Origin of the sequence: Comamonas sediminis (genome assembly GCF_041107495.1) — a bacterium.
GTDB lineage: Bacteria > Pseudomonadota > Gammaproteobacteria > Burkholderiales > Burkholderiaceae_C > Comamonas > Comamonas sediminis.
In genome coordinates, this window is sequence record NZ_JBGBDC010000001.1 from 47,759 (window position 1) to 66,382 (window position 18,624).

Below are 18,624 nucleotides of genomic sequence, written 5' to 3' on the forward strand. Positions count from 1 at the left end.
GGGCATGGAGGCCGTGCGCCGACCCACCCCAAAACTGCCACAGGCTTCGATTTGCTATACTTTGCATAGCAACACTGCATCGCGGCAATGCATCACAAATCAGCCAACCTCAGCAAAATCTGGTGTTCTCAGCCTTCCACCATGCCACGCATCCAGGCGGGCAGATCCACCGCCTTCTGGCGCGCAAAATCCACCCACAGCACAGTGGCGCCACCGCTGGCGTAGACCTCGCCGGGCGCGTCCTGCTTTTCGATCTGGTACCAGGTCTCGAACGCGGTGCGCGCCGCGTCGCTGACATACATCTTCACCACCAGCCGGGCCGGGTACTCGATCTGCCGCAGGTAGTTGCAAAAGCAGTTCACCACCACCGGGCCCTGACCCGCGCCATGGGGGGTGTCGCGTGTCGAGCGCAGCCACTCCACCCGCGCACTTTCCATGTAGCGAAAATACACCGTGTTATTGACATGGCCCAGACTGTCCATATCCCCCCAGCGAACATCCATCAGCGAGTCATGAACCCAGCGTTTGTGGTCAGGCAGCAAGATTTTCATAGACTGGCATATTACGGCCAAGCAGCGGGCGCCAGCGGCCAGGCCTTGTCGCCGACTTTCACTGGCACAAAGCCCCTGTCTCAAAAATCAGAGCGAAGATCGCCGCAAATCTAGGGCTAACCCTAGGATCAAGGCGGTTACCGCACTGCAACATCGCCCTAAAATCCATGGCACTGCATGCAACCCAGACACAGATCTGCCACATGCCTGCCCATCGCTTGAAAAGAATTTGTACGGAGCCCCGATGACCAACGAAGAAATACTGGCCCAATATGGCCCCCGCGAGTCAATGGAATACGACGTTGTCATCGTTGGCGGCGGCCCAGGCGGGCTGGCCACGGCCATCCGTTTGAAGCAGCTGGCAGCGGAAAAAGGCAGCGATGTCTCCGTCGTCGTGCTGGAAAAAGGCTCCGAGCCGGGCGCGCACACCTTGTCGGGCGCCATCATGGATCCCCGCGCGCTGACCGAGCTGATCCCCGACTGGAAAGCCAAGGGCGCACCTTTGACGCAGCCGGTGACCGAGGACGCGATGGTCTTCCTGAGCGAAAAATCCGGTCTGCGCACCCCCAACTGGCTGCTGCCGCCCTGCTTCCACAACGAAGGCAACTACATCGTGCAGCTGGGCTTTGTCGTCAAATGGCTGGCCGAGCAGGCCGAGGCCCTGGGCGTCGAGATTTTCCCCGGCTTTGCCGCCGCGGAAGTGGTCTACCACGAAGACGGCTCGGTCAAGGGCGTGGCCACCGGCAACATGGGCGTTGGCAAGAACGGCGAACCCACCGGCGAGTTCCAGCTCGGCATGGAACTGCACGGCAAGTACACGATCTTTGCCGAAGGCTCGCGTGGGAACCTGGGCAAGCAGCTGATCGCCAAGTTCAAGCTCGACGAAGGCAAGGATCCGCAGACCTACGGCCTGGGTGTGAAGGAGCTGTGGGAGATCGATCCGCAGCGCCACCAACCCGGCTTTGTGATGCATACCGCCGGCTGGCCGATGAACAACGACACCTACGGTGGCGCCTTCCTCTACCACCTGGACGACAACAAGGTCACCCTGGGCTTCATCACCGGTCTGGATTACTCCAACCCCTACCTGTCTCCGTTCGAGGAGATGCAGCGCTGGAAGACCCACCCCAACATCCGCTACTACCTGGAAGGCGACGAGTCCAAGGGCATCAAGCCGGCCAAGCGCATCGGTTATGGCGCCCGCGCGATCACTGCCGGCGGCCTGATGAGCCTGCCCAAGACCGTGTTCCCCGGTGGCGCGCTGGTGGGCTGCGATGCCGGTTTCCTGAACGTCAGCCGCATCAAGGGCAGCCACGCGGCCATCAAGACCGGCATGCTGGCCGCAGAAGCCGCCTTTGAAGCGATTGCCGCTGGCCGCCAGGGTGATGAGCTCAGCGCCTACCCCGCCGCGTTTGAGAAGAGCTGGCTCTACGAAGAGCTCAACAAGAGCCGCAACTTCAAGAGCTGGTTCAAGAAGGGCCTGGTGACCGCCTCGATCATGAACGGCCTGGAGCAGTTCGTGCTGCGCGGCAACATGCCCTGGACCCTGCACCGCGACAAGCCGGACCACGCCTACCTCAAGCCCGCGTCGGAATGCAAACCGATCCAGTACCCCAAGCCCGATGGCAAGCTGACGTTTGACCGTCTCTCCAGCGTCTTCATCAGCGGCACCAACCATGCCGAAGACCAGCCTGCCCACCTGACCTTGAAAGATGCCAGCGTGCCGGTGCAGATCAACCTGGCCAAGTACGCCGGCCCCGAGCAGCGCTACTGTCCAGCGGGGGTCTACGAGTTCGTGGCGGACGAAAGCCAGGGCGGGGATGCCCAGCGCCTGCAGATCAATGCGCAAAACTGCGTGCACTGCAAAACCTGTGACATCAAGGATCCGACCCAGAACATTGTCTGGGTGACGCCGGAAGGCGGTGGCGGACCGAACTACACCGGCATGTAAGCAAGCGGCGCCGGTTCGGGAATCGATGCCAGGGCAAACACCGGTTGCCCGGCTATGGATTGCCGAATTTGGCCGACAAGCGCACGCCTGCAGGCGTGCAGACAATGGCCCATGTTTGTCTGGTTTTGCCTTCCACGCTGTTCCGCCCGAGCCCTGGCTGGCAACGCCTGTGCTCCGCTCCGGACTGCCCGTGCCCACCTGTACCGCCAGTGGCTGTGTGTGCTACTGGGCATGCTGCTGGGTGCAAGCGCGGCTTTGGCAACCCCTGCCACGCTGCCCAAACGCGGCAAGCGCGCAGCCGCGCCCGTGGCTGCCAAGCCAGCAGATGCAGTTCCTGCTGCGGCCCCTGCGCCGTTGAGCTCAGCCACCTCTCTCGATCTCGAGCGCTTCATGGGCCTGTGGTACAAGGTCGCCAAGGTCGATGAGCCGCAGGATGCGCTACGCACCCGTGAGCGCTATGAGTTCCTGCAACGCTATGACGGCGGCGTGCGCGTGATTGCCACGTCCTACGACCCGCTCTCCAACCGCTGGGACCGGCGGCAGGACTACATGGCCCCGGTGGACGCGAAAGGCGCGGCATTGGCGAGCCATTACCAGCTCACAATGCCGGTGCATTTCAGCATCAGCCGCTTCGGGCCTTTCGGGGTCAGCTACTACGTCGTGGCACTCGACCCCTACTACCAATGGGCCATGGTAGCCGGGCCCGGGCCGAAATCGCTTTTCATCCTGAGCCGCCGCAGCGATCTGGAGCCGGAGTTGCGCGCATCGCTGGAGCAGTTGGCCAGCAGCACCAGCCGCCTGAAGGCACCCCTGCACTGGGCCGCTCCGGACCAGGATCCGCCACCTCGGTAGATACCCGGGGTAGGCGCGATCGGACTTCTCATGCAGGGCATCGGGACCCGGGCAGCGCGCACAGTTTTATTGTCACAGCGCTGCAAAATTATCGGCTGCGCACAGCTTTTTTGACCAAAAATACTATTAAAAGAAATATTATTGTGAGACCGCGCCCCCTTGCGCAACCCAACACAGGTTTCGCCCTGGCAGGGTAACTAGGGCAATCCCATAGATCACAAATGTGTCATCCCGTGGGTAGTGGGGTGTAGACTGCTGCTACCTGTTTGCCACCTGTTGTTACAGGGCATACAACGCAGCAGTTCTGCTGACGCTATTCAACAAACCTGGCGGAGATATACGCATGAAGAAATTGGCTTGGGCCCCTCTGGGCGCTGTGGCACTGGCAATCGCGGCGATTGCGCCCGCGCAGGCTGCAGACCAGAAGTCTGTGGCAGTGACGGCCATCGTGGAACACCCTGCGCTGGATGCAGTGCGCGACGGCGTCAAGGCGGCACTGAAGGCCGAAGGCTTTGAAGACGGCAAGAACCTGAAGTGGCAGTACCAGAGTGCCCAGGGCAACCCTGGCACCGCCGCGCAGATCGCCCGCAAGTTTGTCGGTGACAAGCCCGATGCCATCGTCGCCATTGCTACGCCATCGGCGCAGGCCGTGGTGGCTGCCACCAAGACCGTGCCGGTGGTCTTCTCTGCCGTGACCGATCCGGTGGCCGCCAAGCTGGTACCCAGCTGGGAGCCATCGAAGAACAACGTGACCGGCGTGTCCGACCTGCTGGCGCTCGACAAGCAGATGGAACTGCTGAAGAAAGTCGTGCCCAACGCCAAGCGCGTGGGTATGGTCTACAACCCTGGCGAGGCCAACTCCGCCGTGGTCGTCAAGGAACTCAAGGAACTGCTGCCCAAGCTGGGCATGACCCTGGTCGAAGCCGCTGCCCCGCGCTCAGTGGACGTCTCCAGCGCAGCGCGCTCGCTGGTGGGCAAGGCCGATGTGATCTACACCAACACCGACAACAACGTCGTGTCTTCCTATGAAGCGCTCGTCAAGGTCGGCCAGGACTCCAAGCTGCCGCTGGTCGCATCGGACACCGACTCGGTGGCCCGTGGTGCCGTGGCTGCGCTGGGCATCAACTACCGCGACCTGGGCGAGCAGACCGGTCGCATGGTGGCACGCATCCTCAAGGGTGAAAAGCCGGGCGACATCAAGACCGAAGTCTCGACCAAGATGGAGCTGTACGTGAACCCCGGTGCCGCCGAGAAGCAAGGCATCAAGCTGTCCGACGAGCTGGTCAAGTCGGCTGCCAAAGTCATTCAGTGATGGATGCCGCCTCGCCTGCTGCTGTGCAACCCGCGCAGCGCAGGGGGTGACAAGACGCAGCCCCGCCAGAAGCGGGGCTTGTTTGTTATCCGGACTACCTCTGACAAGAAAACTCCATGACCTTATTTTCCTTTTTGGGAGCCATCGAGATCGGCCTGATCTTTGCGCTGGTGGCGCTCGGTGTGTTCATCTCCTTTCGCTTGCTGCGCTTTCCTGACCTCACGGTCGACGGCAGCTTTCCGTTGGGCGCTGCCGTCTGCGCGGTGCTGATCACCCATGGCTACAGCCCCTTTGTCGCCACCATTGGCGCCACGCTCGCAGGTGCCGTTGCTGGCCTGATCACCGGCTGGCTCAATGTCAAGCTCAAGATCATGGACCTGCTTGCCTCGATCCTGATGATGATCGCGCTGTACTCGATCAATCTGCGCATCATGGGTGGCCCCAACATTCCGCTGATCAACGACCCCACGCTTTTTAACCAGTTGCAGCCCGCAGGCATGGAAGACTATGTGTTCCGTCCGTTGCTGATGTGCGCCATCGTGGTGCTCGCCAAGCTGGCGATGGACTGGTTCTTCCTGACCGAGCGTGGCCTGGCCATCCGTGCCACCGGCACCAACGCCCGCATGGCGCGCGCCCAGGGCGTCAACACCGGCGGCATGATCCTGCTGGGCATGGCCGTATCGAACGCGCTGGTGGGTCTGGCCGGTGCGCTGTTTGCGCAAACCCAGGGCGGCGCCGACAGCTCGATGGGCATCGGCACCATCGTGATCGGCCTGGCTGCGGTGATTGTTGGTGAGTCCATCCTGCCGTCGCGCAGGCTGATTCTGGCGACCTTGGCCGTGGTCATCGGCGCCATCGTCTACCGCTTCTTCATTGCGCTGGCGCTGAATGTGGATTTCATCGGCCTCAAAGCCCAGGATCTGAACCTGGTCACCGCGTTGCTGGTCACGATCGCGCTGGTCATCCCCCAGCTCAAACGTCGTTTTGCGAAAAAGCACTGACAAGGAGAGAGACATGCTGAGCGCAAAAGACCTCAAGATCACCTTCAATCCCGGCACCCCGATCGAAACCCGCGCGCTGCGCGGCATGGCGCTGGATATTCCCGCTGGCCAGTTCGTCACCGTGATCGGCTCCAACGGCGCGGGCAAATCAACCTTTTTGAACGCGATCTCCGGCGACCTGATGGTCGACTCGGGCAGCATCGTTATCGATGGGGAAGACATGACCCGCAAGCCTGTGTGGGACCGTGCGCACAAGGTGGCCCGCGTGTTCCAGGACCCGATGGCTGGCACCTGCGAAGACCTGTCCATCGAGGAGAACATGGCCCTGGCGCATGAGCGCGGCAATTTTCGCGGCCTGTCCAAGGCTGTCAAAAACGCCAACCGCGCGCTGTACCGCGAGAAACTCGCCACCCTGGGCCTGGGCCTGGAAAACCGCCTCAGCGACCGTATCGGCCTGCTGTCGGGCGGGCAGCGCCAGGCCGTCAGCCTGCTGATGGCAGCGCTGCAGCCTTCGCGCATCCTGCTGCTCGATGAGCATACCGCCGCGCTCGATCCCCGCACCGCCGATTTCGTGCTCAAGCTCACCGCCCGCATCGTTGACGAAGGCAAGCTCACGACGATGATGGTCACCCACAGCATGCGCCAGGCGCTGGATGTGGGCGACCGTACGGTGATGCTGCACCAGGGCCAGGTGGTGCTCGACGTCAGTGGTGAGGAGCGCGCCCGGATGGACGTGCCCGATCTGCTGCAGATGTTCGAGAAGGTGCGCGGTGAAAAGCTTGCCGATGATGCGTTGCTGCTGAGCTGAGCCGCACCGGTCTCAACCCCAAAGACAGCGGAGCCACCGAGGTGGCATCCGCTGTTTTTTTAGGCCTGCTGCTATCAGCCGCGCAAAAAGCGCCGCAGCGACCAGGCCGCCAGTGCGGGGAACAGCGCAAACACCGCAAACAGCCAGAGCGCCGAGCGGCCCAGCGTTGCCGGGTCGGACAGCGCGGTCAGCCCCAGTGCATTGGCTACCAGGCCGACCAGCGCGGCACCGACGGCCATGCCGTAGAGCTGCACAGTCGTGATGCCCGAGGCAGCACTGTCGGCCTCCTGCGCACTGGCGCTGTGCATGATCGCGTTGAGCACATGGGGCCAGGCCATGCCCACGCCCAGGCCCAGCAGCGCCAGCGCCAGGCCACAGACCACCAGCGCGGCCCTCCCTTGCCAGGGCATCGCCAGCGCCAACGCCAGCAAGCCCAAGGTGCACAGCACGGGACCGATCAGCATCAGCGCCCGGCCCGCCCGGCCGCTTTTGCCAGAGAACAGTACCGAGGCCACCGACCAGCCACCCGCGAGCAAGGCCGTCACATAGCCCGCCGTCAAAGGCTGCAGGCCATGCAGGTGTTGCAGCAGATAGGGCACAAACACCTCCGTCATCGTCCCCATCAGCAGCAAGGCCACAGCGGCATACAGCATCCCCAGTGGTTGGCCCAAGGCCGTGCCGCCCTGGGGCAGCAAGCGGCGGCTGGCGCGGCGTTCATGGCGAACCGCCGCCGCACCGGCCAGCAAACCTGCCGCGCCCAGCCCCCATTGCCAAAGCGGCTCCGTCACCACGCTGGCGGCTGCCACCATCAGCACCGACAGCGCCAGCATCGCGATCTGCGGGCCGGCAATGCCGCTGTCCTGCGCCGGCGTGCTGCGCAGCAGGCGCTGCGGCGCCAGCTGGCGGTGCACCAGCAGCATTTGCAGCAGCAGCAAGGGCAGCAGGGCCCCAAAGGCCAGCCGCCAATGGCCGGCCTGGGCAAACAGGCCGCCTACCGCCGGGCCGCTCAGGGTGGCCACGCCCCACATCGCCGAGATCAGCCCAATCGCACGCGGCCACAGCGCGGGCGGAAACACCAGCCGGATCAAGGTGTAGCTCAGCGCACCCACTGCCCCGCCCCCCAGGCCCTGAACTGCCCGGCCCAGCAGCAGCATCGGCATGGACGGCGCCATCGCGCACAGCAGGCTGCCCAGGCTGAACACCAGCAGGCCTGCGAGCATGGCACCCCGCGCGCCCCAGCCGGCCAGCATGCGCACCGCCAGCGCAGCACCGATGATGGAGGCCACGACAAACAAGGTGGTGCTCCAGGCATACCAGGCCAGGCCACCGATCTCCTGCACCACCGAAGGCAGGATCGTGGTGACGATGTGCACATTGATCGCATGCATGGCGACTGCGCCCGTCAGTGCCAGCGCCTTGAGGCCATGGGGCCGGCCCAGCAGCTGGGCCCAGCCTGCAGGGGGCTCTGCCATAGGCACTGCGGCCGTAGTCGTGGGTGATGAAGAGGACGATGCCATGCCATTCCTTGTTGTGAAATAATGCAAGCATTGTCTTTGATAATTCCCCCACCCCAGGAATAAAACAAGCTATTGCTTGTATAAATAAATGCCATCGCCCTCCCTCGATCACTCGGCCACCATGCGCATGCTGGAGGCACTCAAGCGCCAGGCACCCGCCAGCACCGCCGATCTGGCGCGCGCGCTGCAGATGACGGCCGAGGCCGCCCGCCAGCAGATCAACAAGCTGGCCGACCAGGGCCTCGTGCAGGCCGATCTGCAAAAGCCGGCGGGCGCGGGCCGGCCGCGCCAGTTGTGGACCTTGACCCCAGCGGGCCAGCGTTACTTTCCCGATGCCCATGCCCAGCTCACGGTGCAGCTGATTGGCGCGATCGAAAAGCTGTTTGGCCAGCAAGGCATGGAGGGTTTGATCAGCGAGCGCGAAGCACAATCACGCAGCCGCTACCGCCAGGCCTGCACCGCCCCCGGCCTGCCTGAGCGCCTGGCCCAGCTGGCCCAGGTCCGCACCCAGGAGGGCTATATGGCCCATGTCGAGCCCCACCCGCAAGGCTGGCTGCTGGTGGAGCACCACTGCCCCATCTGCGCGGCTGCGCAAAGCTGCCGGGGCTTTTGCCGTTCCGAGCAAGCACTGTTCCAGGAGGTGGTCCGGGATCTGGCCACGCTGGAGCGCAGCGAGTACCTGCTTGACGGCGGCCAGCGCTGCGTCTACCTGGTACAGCCGCTATAGCAGCTCAGAGCCCGCTCAGACGGAGACGCCCCGGCCTTCGCCCACCGGCGGGGTATCCGTACGCGACAGGGCCTGCGGCCTGGCCATGCGCAGGCAGACCAGCCAGGCCAGCAAGGCCAGGCACGCCGCGCCCCATTGCGCATGCTGCAGGCCGCGGGCATTGGCCTGGCGCAAGGTCTCGGCGCTGACCCCCTCCAGGCCGGCCAGCGGCGCGGCCGCCAGCATCACCAGCAAGGCCAGGCCCAGCGCGGCACCCACCTGCTGCGCGGTCGCCGCCACCCCCGATGCCACGCCCTGGCGCGCCGGCGCAATGCCCTGGCCCACGAGGACCCACATGCCGGTCCAGCTCGCGCCCTGGCCCAGGCTCATCACCACAAAGCCGGGTACCAGCCAGGCATAGTTGCCGGCCAGCGGCAGCACCGCAGCTATCCAGACCATGCCCAGCACACCGGCGGCCCATCCCCGCAGCAGCACCGTACGCACACCGTGCTGTGCCAGGCCGCGCTCGGCCAGCCGGATGCCCCAGGTGCAGACGGCCGTCGGCAGCACAAAGGCCATGCCGGCCTGCAGCGGGCTCCAACCCAGCACCTGCTGAAAATACAAGCCCAGAAAGTAGTACTGCACGCCGTAGCTGCTCATGAACAGCATGGCCAGCAGCATGCTGGTCTGCAAGCTGCCCACCCGCAGCATGGCCAGCGGCATCAAGGGCGCTGCCACCCGCGCCTCGGTGCGCCAGAACAGGCCCAGCGCCGCCAGCGCCAGCAGCAACAGGCTGGCAGTGCGCAGATCGCCCCACCCCCATTGCGGGCCCTGCACCAGCACGGCCACCAAGGCACTTGCACCCACGGTCACGCTGATACAGCCCAGCAGGTCAAAACGGCGCTGCGCAGCGGGCACGGCAGGCATCGCCGGCAGGTAGCGGCCTGCGGCCAGCGCGCAGGGCCAGGCAATCGGCACCAGCACCCAGAGCACCCAGTTCCAGCCCAGGGTCTGGGTCAGCAGGCCACCCAGCAAGGCGCCAGCCGCCAGCCCGCCGGCACTGGCCATGCTCCAGACGGCCAGCGCGCGGTTGCGCTCGGCGCCGGCGGCGTACAAGGTATTGATCATCGACAACGTGGCCGGGAACAGCAGCGCCGCTGCCACGCCCTGCCCGGCGCGCGCCGCCACCAACTGCCAGGGCAGATGCGCAAAGCCGCCAGCCAAGGAGGCCAGGCCAAACAGCGCCATCGCCGCCACATACATGCGGCGCTGGCCCAGCAGATCAGCGCAGCGCCCGCCCAACAGCAGGCAGCCGCCAAAGGCCACGCTGTAGCCGCTGATGACCCATTGCAGGTGGCGGGCATCGAGCTGCAGCTGCTGGCCCATGGCATCCAGCGCGACAAAGACAATCGTGGCATCAAGCGCAATCAGCAGTTGCGCCAACGACAGCAGCGCCAGCGCGGCGCGCGGATGGCGCAGCACCCCAGCGGGGTGCACAGGTTTCTCAAGGGTCACTTCATCACTCCAAAACATACGAACCTGCAAGTGCTGGGGCAGCGCCTGCAGGCGGGTGATGACCGGTCATGGCGACATGGTATTCAAACCAATAACGAAGATAAACAGAAAAAATATCTTTTACTTATGCAAAAATGAATCAATAGTGGGGCAGGAGCAGCCGATGGATTTGAACGCGGTCAACATGCTGATCAAGGTGGCCGAACACAAGAGCTTTACCCAGGCCGCCCACAGCCTGGGCACGACGCAGTCGCGCATCTCCCGCGCCATTGCGCAGTTGGAAGCTGATCTGGGCACCCGCCTGCTCCACCGCAATACCCGCAATGTGTCGCTGACCCCCGATGGCTGCCTGCTGGTGGACCGCAGTGCCGACTTGATTGCCGGGCTGGACGATGCCAGGCAGCAGCTGCTGGACCGGCGCTGCGAGCCTACCGGCGTGCTGCGCATGACGGCGCCATCAGTGCTGGGCCGGGTGGTGCTGACGCCCTTGCTGGGCCAGCTGCTGCTGCAGCACCCAGGCCTGCAGATCGAGGCCAGCTTCACCGATCGGCTGGTGGACATGGTGGACGAGGGTTTTGACGCTGCAGTGCGCATCGGCCCCTTGCTCGACAGCCGGATGATCGGCCGGCCGCTGCCGCCGCTGCACTGGGTGACGGTCGCCTCGCCCGCCTATACGGCCCGCCACGGCCGGCCGCAAAACCTGCAAGAGCTGGCCACGCACCGCTGCCTGTCGGTCTACAACCACTACCGGGGATTTGCCGTGCCGTGGCAGTTTCGCCACCCCGACGGCAGCACCATTGACTGGCCCGCGCCCCACGCAATCCGGTTCGACAGTGGTGACCCGTTGATCGAAGGCGCGATCGCCGGCCTGGGCGTGGCCCAGGTGATGGGGTTTGCGGTGCGCGATGCGCTGGCCGACGGCCGGCTGGAGCGGCTGCTGCCCGCGCTGGAAGGCCGCAGCCGTGCGCTGTCCCTGGTCTACCCGCGCACGCGCCATGCCTCACCCAAGGTGCAGGCGCTGTGCCAGCTGCTCTTGGCGCGCAGCGCCTGGTGATCGCACCAGCCCAGGAAGGCTCTGGCGCGCCATGCTGGCCGACGGCGATTGTTCAAATCCATGCAACGCTGCGTTCAAACCCGAGGCACCCCAAACAGGCGCAGACGCCCTACAGTAGATCCAGGCGCCAAGAACGGATCGCATACCGGTTCTGGAGACGCTCCCACCGCTGTAGCGGTCCCTCTTCATCGAAAAAGGAAATATTCACCATGGCTAAAGTTCTGGTTCTCTACCATTCCATGTACGGTCACATCGAGACCATGGCCGGCAAGATCGCCGAAGGCGCACGCAGTGTCGCCGGCACCGAGGTGGTCATCAAGCGCGTACCCGAGACCATGCCGCAAGAGGCCTTCCAGGCCGCTGGCGGCAAGGTGGACCAGGCAGCCGCCGTCGCCACGCCTGCCGAGCTGGCAGAGTACGACGCCATCATCTTTGGCACCCCCACCCGTTTTGGCAATATGAGCGGCCAGATGCGCAGCTTCCTCGACCAGACCGGCGGCCTCTGGGCCAAGGGCGCACTGTCGGGCAAGGTGGGCAGCGTGTTCACGTCGACCGGCACCTTGGGCGGCCAGGAAACCACCGTGACTTCGTTCTGGAACACCCTGGCCCACCACGGCATGGTGATCGTGCCCGCTGGCTTTGGTCTGCCTTCGCAGTTCGACCTGTCGCAGGCCAAGGGCGGCTCGCCCTACGGCGCTGCCACCCTGGCCGGCGCCGATGGCTCGCGCCAGCCTTCCGCCCCCGAGCTGGAACTGGCCTTTGCCCAGGGCGCCAAGGTCGCTGCATTGGCCGCCAAGCTGAGCGCCTGAGTCTGCGCCTCTAGCCGGCCTGGCCGGCTGCAGCAGCCTTAAGACGCAAAAAAGCCAGTCAGAATGTCTGACTGGCTTTTTGGTTTTGGCGCCTTGTCCGGTACCTGCCACCGTCGCGGTGGCAGGGCAGTGCCGCTTACTTGGCGGCCAGGCGCTGCCAGGTGTCGATGACGCTGTCAGGGTTCAGCGAGATCGAGGCAATGCCCTTGTCCGCCAGCCACTGCGCAAAGTCCGGATGGTCCGAAGGGCCCTGGCCGCAGATACCGACGTACTTGTTCTGTGCCAGGCAGGCCGTGATGGCGCGCTCGAGCATCTTCTTGACGGCAGGGTCGCGCTCGTCAAAGTCGGCAGCCAGCAGCTCCAGACCAGAGTCACGGTCCAGGCCCAGGGTCAGCTGGGTCAGGTCGTTCGAGCCGATCGAGAAGCCGTCGAAGTACTCCAGGAACTCATCGGCCAGGATGGCGTTCGACGGCACTTCGCACATCATGATGACTTCCAGGCCGTTCTCGCCGCGCTTCAAGCCATTGGCCGCCAGCAGCTCGGTCACGCGCTTGGCCTGGTCCAGGGTGCGCACGAAGGGGATCATGATCTTGACATTGGTCAGGCCCATGTCGTTGCGCACGCGCTTGAGCGCCTCGCACTCCATCTTGAAGGCTTCGCCGAAATCCTTGGAGATGTAGCGCGCCGCACCACGGAAGCCCAGCATCGGGTTTTCCTCATCGGGCTCGTAACGGCTGCCGCCGATCAGCTTGCGGTATTCGTTGGACTTGAAGTCCGACATGCGCACGATGACCGGCTTGGGGTAGAACGCCGCAGCGATCGTCGCCACACCTTCGGTGATCTTGTCCACGTAGAAAGCGCGTGGCGAGGCATGGCCACGGGCCACCGATTCGACGGCCTTCTTCAGGTCGGCATCGACAGCAGGGTAGTCCAGGATGGCCTTGGGGTGCACGCCGATGTTGTTGTTGATGATGAATTCCAGACGCGCCAGACCCACGCCCTCATTGGGCAGCTGGGCAAAGTCAAACGCCAGTTGGGGGTTGCCCACGTTCATCATGATCTTGGTCTTGATCGGTGGCATCTCGCCACGCTTGACCTCGGTCACCTCGGTTTCGAGCAGGCCGTCATAGATGCGGCCGGTGTCGCCTTCGGCGCAGCTGACCGTCACCAGGGTGCCGTCCTTCAGCAAGTCGGTGGCGTTGCCGCAGCCCACGACCGCAGGAATGCCCAGCTCGCGCGCAATGATGGCGGCGTGGCAGGTACGGCCACCCCGGTTGGTGACGATGGCAGCTGCCTTCTTCATCACCGGCTCCCAGTTCGGGTCGGTCATGTCGGTCACCAGCACATCACCGGCTTCGACCTGGTCCATCTGCGAGATGTCGGACACCAGGCGCACGCGGCCGGTGCCGATCTTCTGGCCGATCGCGCGGCCTTCGGCCAGCACGGTGCCACTGCCCTTGAGCTTGTAGCGCTGCTCGGCCTGGCCCTTGGACTGGCTCTTCACCGTCTCAGGGCGTGCCTGCAGGATGTAGAGCTTGCCGTCGGTGCCGTCCTTGCCCCATTCGATATCCATCGGGCGGCCATAGTGCTTCTCGATCACCAGCGCGTACTGCGCCAGCTCCTGCACTTCGGCGTCGGTCAGCGAATAGCGGTTGCGCAGCTCGGGGCTCACATCGGTGGTGGCCACCAGCTTGCCCGATGCGGCTTTTTCTTCGGGCGTTGCAAACACCATCTGCACCAGCTTGGAGCCCAGATTGCGGCGGATCAGTGCCTGCTTGCCCGCTTCGAGCATGGGCTTGTGCACATAGAACTCGTCCGGGTTCACGGCGCCCTGCACCACGGTCTCGCCCAGGCCGTAGCTGGAGGTGATGAAGACCACCTGGTCAAAGCCCGACTCGGTGTCGATCGTGAACATCACGCCTGCGGCGCCCTTGTCCGAGCGCACCATGCGCTGCACACCGGCCGACAGGGCCACCACGTCGTGGGCAAAGCCCTTGTGCACGCGGTAGGAGATGGCGCGGTCGTTGTAGAGCGAGGCGAACACTTCCTTCATCTTGTGCAGCACATCGTCGATGCCCACCACGTTCAGGAAGGTTTCTTGCTGGCCGGCGAACGAGGCGTCCGGCAGGTCTTCTGCGGTGGCCGACGAGCGCACCGCAAACGAGGCCTCGGTGTTGCCCGCCTGCAAGGTCACAAAGGCCTCGGCAATCGCTTTTTGCAGATCCAGTGGAAAAGGCTGGGCCTCGACCATCGCACGGATCTCGGCGCCGACCTGGGCCAGCGCGCGCACATCGTCCACATCCAGCGCCGCGAGCTTGGCGCTGATCTTGCCAGCCAGGCCTTCGTGGGCCAGGAACTCACGGAATGCGTGGGCCGTCGTGGCAAAGCCGGTCGGCACGCGCACGCCTTGCGGCAGCTGCGAGATCATTTCGCCGAGCGAGGCGTTCTTGCCGCCTACGACCTCGACATCGGTCATTCTCAGGTTCTCAAACGGTACGACCAGGGCGGTCGCGCTGTAGAGGTTGGACATGGTGAAGCTCCGGAAGTTAAAAACTGGCTCGGGCGCCCATGGCCGCAGTGGGGGCAATGGCACGCAGGCATAGACTCCTGTCCGGCCGCTGCGGGCTCGGACATCTGGCTTTGTATTTGTACTGGTAGGCCGGAGTACATGCGGGAAATGTGAATAATGGGCGTCATTGTAGGCGTGCTGCCGCCGTTTTGCTTGCGACTTGCTGAACACCGTGGTCAACAATGACAAAGCCCGCACGCAGCGGTGCACCGCCTGCGACAGAATTCGCCCGTTACCGCCGATGTACCCCCATGCACCAACGCACCATTTTCTTTATCTCTGATGGCACCGGCGTGACAGCCGAGACCTTTGGCCGCGCCATCATGAAGCAGTTCGACATCACCACCCGTGCGGTGCGCCTGCCGTTTGTGGACACGGTCGACAAGGCCCATCAGGCCGTGCACCAGATCAACCACACAGCCGAAAAGGAAGGCAAAAAGCCCATTGTCTTCACGACCCTGGTCGAGCCCGAGACGGTCAAGGTGGTGCATGCGCACTGCAAGGGCCTGGTGATGGACATGTTTGCCACGTTTGTGCAGCCGCTGGAAGACGAGCTGGGCGCCAAGTCGCACCACCGCATCGGCCGCTTCACCGATATCAGCGAGAGCAAGGAATACTTTGACCGCATGGAGGCGATCAACTTCAGCCTGGCGCACGATGACGGCCAGACCCACCATGACCTGGCCGGCGCCGACGTGATCCTGGTGGGGGTCAGCCGCAGCGGCAAGACGCCTACCAGCCTGTACCTGGCGATGCAGTTCGGCCTGAAGGTGGCCAATTACCCGCTGATCCCCGAGGATTTCGAGCGCCAGCAATTGCCCCCGGCGCTGCTGCCTTATAAAAAGAAGATCTTTGGCCTGACCATTGCGCCCGAGCGCCTGTCCCAGATCCGCAACGAGCGCCGCCCGGACTCGCGCTATGCGAGCCTGCAGAACTGCCGCATGGAGGTGGCCGAGGCCGAATCGATGATGCGCCGCGCCGGCATCCAGTGGCTCTCGACCACGCACAAGTCCATCGAAGAGATTGCAGCCGTGGTGCTGCAGGACCTCAAGCAGGACGAGTGAGCGCCAGGCTGCCGTGACCTGCACGCTGCGCAACATGGATGCGCAGCGTTACCGTTGCTTCGCACAGCTTTACAGCAAGCCGCATGCCGGCCTGCTATAACCAAGTGATAGCGGCCCCGTGTGGATGGGCCGCCGCTCAGGAGTTCTCCGATGAACGCAACATTGACCTGGATCGCCAGCGCAGGCCTGTGTGCCATGCTGCTGGCTGCCCTGCCCGCCCATGCCGCCCAACCGGGCGCTTTTTCCGTCACCGAGACCAAATCGGCCATCGGCAACAAGGCGGCCAAGCCCCCCCGCACCAAGGACCGCTGCATCGGCCCCGAGCTGGTGGACAAGGAAGGCTTTCTCTACCCCGACCTGATCCTGTCCAAGCACTTCAGCCAATGCCGTATCAAGGACAGCAAGCTACTGGACAAGAACAACAAGAGCTGGACGGTGACCTGCGGCAAGATGCTGACCGCCCAGGCCAAGCAAACCAATACCGGCGACAACTTTCATCTGCATATCGACGCAGCCCTGCTTGGCGGCGCGATGAAGCAGACATTGGACTATGAGGCGCAGAGCCTCAAGCGCCAGTGCACACCTGAAGACGAGCCGCTGGAATAAGCCCACCCGCACCGCCAAAGAATCAGCGGGCTTGGGCCCGCTCAGTGTTGCGCCAACAGCGGCCGGGCCCTGCCATGCGCTGCCTTGCCGGCGGGCGTCGATGGTGACCTAGCGGATCACTTCAGCCATTTCTGCGCCTCTTGCTGCAGCACACCGCGCAGCGCGAGCACATCCCAGGTGTACTGCATCACGCGCTGGTAGTCGGCATCGTCCACCGGCAGCATGAAGCCCAGCTGGTTGACGGGGGTCAGCGGCTTGTCCAGGTAGGCGGCGTAGAGGCGCGGATCGGCCTTGCTGTAGTGCAGCGCCTCATAGGTCTCGGTGATCATCGCGTCGCCCTTGCCTTCGGCGATCAGGCCCGGAATCTCGGCGTTCTTGTCATGCGTGCTCACCTGGGCGTTCTTCAGGTTCTGCAGCACATAGGCTTCATTGGTGCCGCCGGGATTCTTGATCACGCGCACGCTGGCCTGGTTCAGACTCTCGGGTGTGGTGAACTTGTCCTTGTCGGCTGCCCGCACCAGGGCCACCTTGCCGAACGGCGCATAGCCGGGCAGCATCTGCACCTTGCTCAGGCGCGCCACATTGCGGGTGATGCCGCCCACGGCCACATCGAACCTGTTGTCCTGCAGGTCCTGCATCAGCTTGGGCCAGGTGGTATCCACATACTCGACCTTGACACCCAGTTCCTTGGCCATCGCTTCCACCACCTCGATGTCATGGCCGGCATATTTGCCATCGGCCTTCATCGCAAACGGACGGTAGTCGCCCGGCGTGCCTACGCGCAGCACCTTGGCCTGCAGGATGGCATCGAGCCGGGGGCCCGCCTGGGCAGGCAGAGACAGCGCAGCAAGCGCGGTCGCGCTGACAGCCATCGCGGCGAGAACATGGGTTTTCTTCTGGAACATGGGGCACCTTGGTGTTTCGACAATCGGGAGGGAATATCTCGCAAAAAAGCGTGCACACCGTTGCGGTGTACACGCTTTTTGAGACACGCGGCGCCATTGTCTCCCGGCGCCCGCCGCCTGCCCATCGGGGTTCACCCAAGCGCGGCAGGTGCAGCGGCGATCAATAACGCGAGATCTGGCCCTGGTTGATCTGCACGCGGTCACCCGGGCGCAGGTCGCCGGGGTTGGGCACATCAAAAATGCGCTGGCCGCCGTTTTGCAGGTTGATATGGATGCGGTAGCCGCTGACGGTGCTGCGGCCGCCATTGGACGACTGCTCCAGCGCATTGCCTGCTGCTGCACCACCGGCCACACCGGCGGCGGTAGCGGCCATACGGCCAAAGCCGCCACCGACCTGGTTGCCCAGCACGCCGCCCACCACCGCGCCCAGGATGGCGCCGACGCCGGAGGTGCTGCGCGACTGCGAGCGCAGCTCTTCAATATTGGCCACGGTGCCATATTCCATGCCGTAAGGCGCTTGCTGCTGCGGGTAGCCGCCCTGCTGCGGGTAGCTGCCCTGTTGCTGGGGCGCGGGGCCTTGCGGGTAGCGGTTGTCATAACGCGGAGGTGCCTGCACACAGGCCGCCAGCACCGAGGTGGCCGCCAGGGCCAGGCCCAGCTTGCCTGCGCGTTGCAGCATGCTGCGCGAGCTTGGATTGGTTTGAGACATTGCGCTCTCCTTTCAGATCACAAAAATGGCTTGGGGGTCAGGGCATCCGCGCCCTGCCAGGTTCAATACGGTGCGGCGGCTTATCGCGTGCCGGTGGAGCCATAGCCCCCGGCACCGCGTTCGGACACATCGCCAAAATCTTCCACCACCTGAAAGCTCGCCTGCACGACGGGCACGATCACCATCTGCGCCAGGCGCTCCATCGGCTGCAGCACAAAGGGCTGGGTGCTGCGGTTCCAGGCGCTGACCATCAGCTGGCCCTGGTAGTCGCTGTCGATCAGACCGACGAGGTTGCCCAGCACGATGCCGTGCTTGTGGCCCAGGCCCGAGCGCGGCAGGATCATGGCGGCATAACCGGGGTCGCGCAGATGGATGGCCAGCCCGGTGGGCACCAGTTGCCAGGCATTGGGCTCCAGGGTCAGCGGTGCATCCAGGCAGGCACGCAAATCCAGGCCAGCGCTACCGGGGGTGGCGTACTGGGGCAACTGGTCTTGCATGCGGGGGTCGAGAATCTTCAGGTCAACAATCATGGTGGTGGTTCAACTAGCAATGCAGCGAAGGCTAGCATATACACAACGCCCGGCGCCCCAGTTGGTGCACAGGCCTACAAGCATTTACCGTATGCATACAAATGCGCCGGCCCGCGCCTGCGCTGTCTGCTGCCCCGGCCCGGCGCTGCCGCAGCCGCCCCACCG

17 protein-coding genes are annotated in these 18,624 nt (G+C 64.3%); 10 read left to right on the forward strand and 7 right to left on the reverse strand.

Going from position 1 to position 18,624, the window contains the following annotated elements:
* Window positions 1-128: 128 nt before the first annotated feature.
* Window positions 129-551, reverse strand: coding sequence for an acyl-CoA thioesterase (locus AB7A72_RS00225; RefSeq protein ID WP_312454984.1), 423 nt, complete (start codon window positions 549-551; stop codon window positions 129-131).
* A gap of 244 nt (window positions 552-795) precedes the next feature.
* Here AB7A72_RS00225 and AB7A72_RS00230 point away from each other — a divergent pair, with 244 nt between their 5' ends.
* From AB7A72_RS00230 to AB7A72_RS00250, 5 genes are all read left to right on the forward strand, one after another.
* Window positions 796-2,502: an electron transfer flavoprotein-ubiquinone oxidoreductase gene (locus AB7A72_RS00230; protein ID WP_239811643.1), complete on the forward strand. Its 1,707-nt coding sequence runs from the start codon at window positions 796-798 to the stop codon at window positions 2,500-2,502.
* 354 nt (window positions 2,503-2,856) lie between these two features.
* Window positions 2,857-3,354, forward strand: coding sequence for a lipocalin family protein (locus tag AB7A72_RS00235; RefSeq protein ID WP_239811642.1), 498 nt, complete (start codon window positions 2,857-2,859; stop codon window positions 3,352-3,354).
* A 343-nt stretch (window positions 3,355-3,697) separates the two neighbouring features.
* Entirely contained in the window at window positions 3,698-4,666 is a 969-nt protein-coding gene (locus AB7A72_RS00240) for an ABC transporter substrate-binding protein (protein ID WP_239811641.1), read from the forward strand.
* Between the two features lie 116 nt (window positions 4,667-4,782).
* Window positions 4,783-5,667: an ABC transporter permease gene (locus tag AB7A72_RS00245; RefSeq protein WP_239811640.1), complete on the forward strand. Its 885-nt coding sequence runs from the start codon at window positions 4,783-4,785 to the stop codon at window positions 5,665-5,667.
* A gap of 13 nt (window positions 5,668-5,680) precedes the next feature.
* Entirely contained in the window at window positions 5,681-6,475 is a 795-nt protein-coding gene (locus AB7A72_RS00250) for an ABC transporter ATP-binding protein (protein ID WP_239811639.1), read from the forward strand.
* Between the two features lie 74 nt (window positions 6,476-6,549).
* On the opposite strand, the gene AB7A72_RS00255 is transcribed toward AB7A72_RS00250, so the two are convergent.
* Complete coding sequence (locus AB7A72_RS00255; RefSeq protein ID WP_369458658.1) at window positions 6,550-7,947, reverse strand: MFS transporter; 1,398 nt, start codon at window positions 7,945-7,947, stop codon at window positions 6,550-6,552.
* Between the two features lie 133 nt (window positions 7,948-8,080).
* On the opposite strand from AB7A72_RS00255, the gene AB7A72_RS00260 reads away from it, so the two are divergent.
* Window positions 8,081-8,719 carry a helix-turn-helix transcriptional regulator gene (locus AB7A72_RS00260; RefSeq protein ID WP_312408745.1) on the forward strand — a complete coding sequence of 213 codons (639 nt, stop codon included), beginning with the start codon at window positions 8,081-8,083 and terminating at the stop codon, window positions 8,717-8,719.
* Between the two features lie 15 nt (window positions 8,720-8,734).
* On the opposite strand, the gene AB7A72_RS00265 is transcribed toward AB7A72_RS00260, so the two are convergent.
* A complete protein-coding gene (locus tag AB7A72_RS00265; protein WP_369458659.1) occupies window positions 8,735-10,213 on the reverse strand; it encodes an MFS transporter in 1,479 nt (492 codons plus the stop codon).
* A 163-nt stretch (window positions 10,214-10,376) separates the two neighbouring features.
* Between AB7A72_RS00265 and AB7A72_RS00270 the strand changes: the two genes are divergently transcribed.
* Both AB7A72_RS00270 and wrbA read left to right on the forward strand, forming a co-directional pair.
* Window positions 10,377-11,267: a LysR family transcriptional regulator gene (locus AB7A72_RS00270; RefSeq protein WP_369458660.1), complete on the forward strand. Its 891-nt coding sequence runs from the start codon at window positions 10,377-10,379 to the stop codon at window positions 11,265-11,267.
* Between the two features lie 209 nt (window positions 11,268-11,476).
* On the forward strand, window positions 11,477-12,076 hold the full coding sequence (gene wrbA, locus AB7A72_RS00275) for an NAD(P)H:quinone oxidoreductase (protein ID WP_116924166.1): 600 nt from the start codon (window positions 11,477-11,479) through the stop codon (window positions 12,074-12,076).
* Window positions 12,077-12,212: 136 nt separating this feature from the next.
* Here wrbA and ppsA read toward each other — a convergent pair whose 3' ends face one another.
* The gene (gene ppsA, locus AB7A72_RS00280) at window positions 12,213-14,606 is read right to left on the reverse strand and encodes a phosphoenolpyruvate synthase (protein ID WP_239811634.1); all 2,394 of its coding nucleotides are present in this window, start codon (window positions 14,604-14,606) and stop codon (window positions 12,213-12,215) included.
* A 290-nt stretch (window positions 14,607-14,896) separates the two neighbouring features.
* On the opposite strand from ppsA, the gene ppsR reads away from it, so the two are divergent.
* Window positions 14,897-15,709, forward strand: a complete 813-nt coding sequence (ppsR, locus tag AB7A72_RS00285; RefSeq protein ID WP_239811633.1) for a posphoenolpyruvate synthetase regulatory kinase/phosphorylase PpsR — start codon at window positions 14,897-14,899, stop codon at window positions 15,707-15,709.
* A 150-nt stretch (window positions 15,710-15,859) separates the two neighbouring features.
* A complete protein-coding gene (locus AB7A72_RS00290) occupies window positions 15,860-16,315 on the forward strand; it encodes a hypothetical protein (protein WP_239811632.1) in 456 nt (151 codons plus the stop codon).
* A gap of 116 nt (window positions 16,316-16,431) precedes the next feature.
* On the opposite strand, the gene AB7A72_RS00295 is transcribed toward AB7A72_RS00290, so the two are convergent.
* The 3 genes from AB7A72_RS00295 to dut all read right to left on the reverse strand — a co-directional run bounded on the left by AB7A72_RS00295 (window position 16,432) and on the right by dut (window position 18,459).
* Complete coding sequence (locus AB7A72_RS00295) at window positions 16,432-17,220, reverse strand: transporter substrate-binding domain-containing protein (protein WP_239811631.1); 789 nt, start codon at window positions 17,218-17,220, stop codon at window positions 16,432-16,434.
* Window positions 17,221-17,380: 160 nt separating this feature from the next.
* On the reverse strand, window positions 17,381-17,929 hold the full coding sequence (locus tag AB7A72_RS00300; protein ID WP_239811630.1) for an outer membrane lipoprotein: 549 nt from the start codon (window positions 17,927-17,929) through the stop codon (window positions 17,381-17,383).
* Between the two features lie 80 nt (window positions 17,930-18,009).
* Window positions 18,010-18,459: a dUTP diphosphatase gene (dut, locus tag AB7A72_RS00305; protein ID WP_239811629.1), complete on the reverse strand. Its 450-nt coding sequence runs from the start codon at window positions 18,457-18,459 to the stop codon at window positions 18,010-18,012.
* Between the last annotated feature and the right edge of the window lie 165 nt (window positions 18,460-18,624).

What these genes read in the sequence shown, in the direction of transcription:
- AB7A72_RS00225 (WP_312454984.1), bottom strand. Translation starts at nt 551, where the DNA reads ATGAAAATCTTGCTGCCTGACCACAAACGCTGGGTTCATGACTCGCTG.
- AB7A72_RS00230 (WP_239811643.1), top strand. Translation starts at nt 796, where the DNA reads ATGACCAACGAAGAAATACTGGCCCAATATGGCCCCCGCGAGTCAATG.
- AB7A72_RS00240 (WP_239811641.1), top strand. Translation starts at nt 3,698, where the DNA reads ATGAAGAAATTGGCTTGGGCCCCTCTGGGCGCTGTGGCACTGGCAATC.
- AB7A72_RS00245 (WP_239811640.1), top strand. Translation starts at nt 4,783, where the DNA reads ATGACCTTATTTTCCTTTTTGGGAGCCATCGAGATCGGCCTGATCTTT.
- AB7A72_RS00250 (WP_239811639.1), top strand. Translation starts at nt 5,681, where the DNA reads ATGCTGAGCGCAAAAGACCTCAAGATCACCTTCAATCCCGGCACCCCG.
- AB7A72_RS00255 (WP_369458658.1), bottom strand. Translation starts at nt 7,947, where the DNA reads ATGGCAGAGCCCCCTGCAGGCTGGGCCCAGCTGCTGGGCCGGCCCCAT.
- AB7A72_RS00260 (WP_312408745.1), top strand. Translation starts at nt 8,081, where the DNA reads ATGCCATCGCCCTCCCTCGATCACTCGGCCACCATGCGCATGCTGGAG.
- AB7A72_RS00270 (WP_369458660.1), top strand. Translation starts at nt 10,377, where the DNA reads ATGGATTTGAACGCGGTCAACATGCTGATCAAGGTGGCCGAACACAAG.
- wrbA (WP_116924166.1), top strand. Translation starts at nt 11,477, where the DNA reads ATGGCTAAAGTTCTGGTTCTCTACCATTCCATGTACGGTCACATCGAG.
- ppsA (WP_239811634.1), bottom strand. Translation starts at nt 14,606, where the DNA reads ATGTCCAACCTCTACAGCGCGACCGCCCTGGTCGTACCGTTTGAGAAC.
- ppsR (WP_239811633.1), top strand. Translation starts at nt 14,897, where the DNA reads ATGCACCAACGCACCATTTTCTTTATCTCTGATGGCACCGGCGTGACA.
- AB7A72_RS00290 (WP_239811632.1), top strand. Translation starts at nt 15,860, where the DNA reads ATGAACGCAACATTGACCTGGATCGCCAGCGCAGGCCTGTGTGCCATG.
- AB7A72_RS00295 (WP_239811631.1), bottom strand. Translation starts at nt 17,220, where the DNA reads ATGTTCCAGAAGAAAACCCATGTTCTCGCCGCGATGGCTGTCAGCGCG.
- AB7A72_RS00300 (WP_239811630.1), bottom strand. Translation starts at nt 17,929, where the DNA reads ATGTCTCAAACCAATCCAAGCTCGCGCAGCATGCTGCAACGCGCAGGC.
- dut (WP_239811629.1), bottom strand. Translation starts at nt 18,459, where the DNA reads ATGATTGTTGACCTGAAGATTCTCGACCCCCGCATGCAAGACCAGTTG.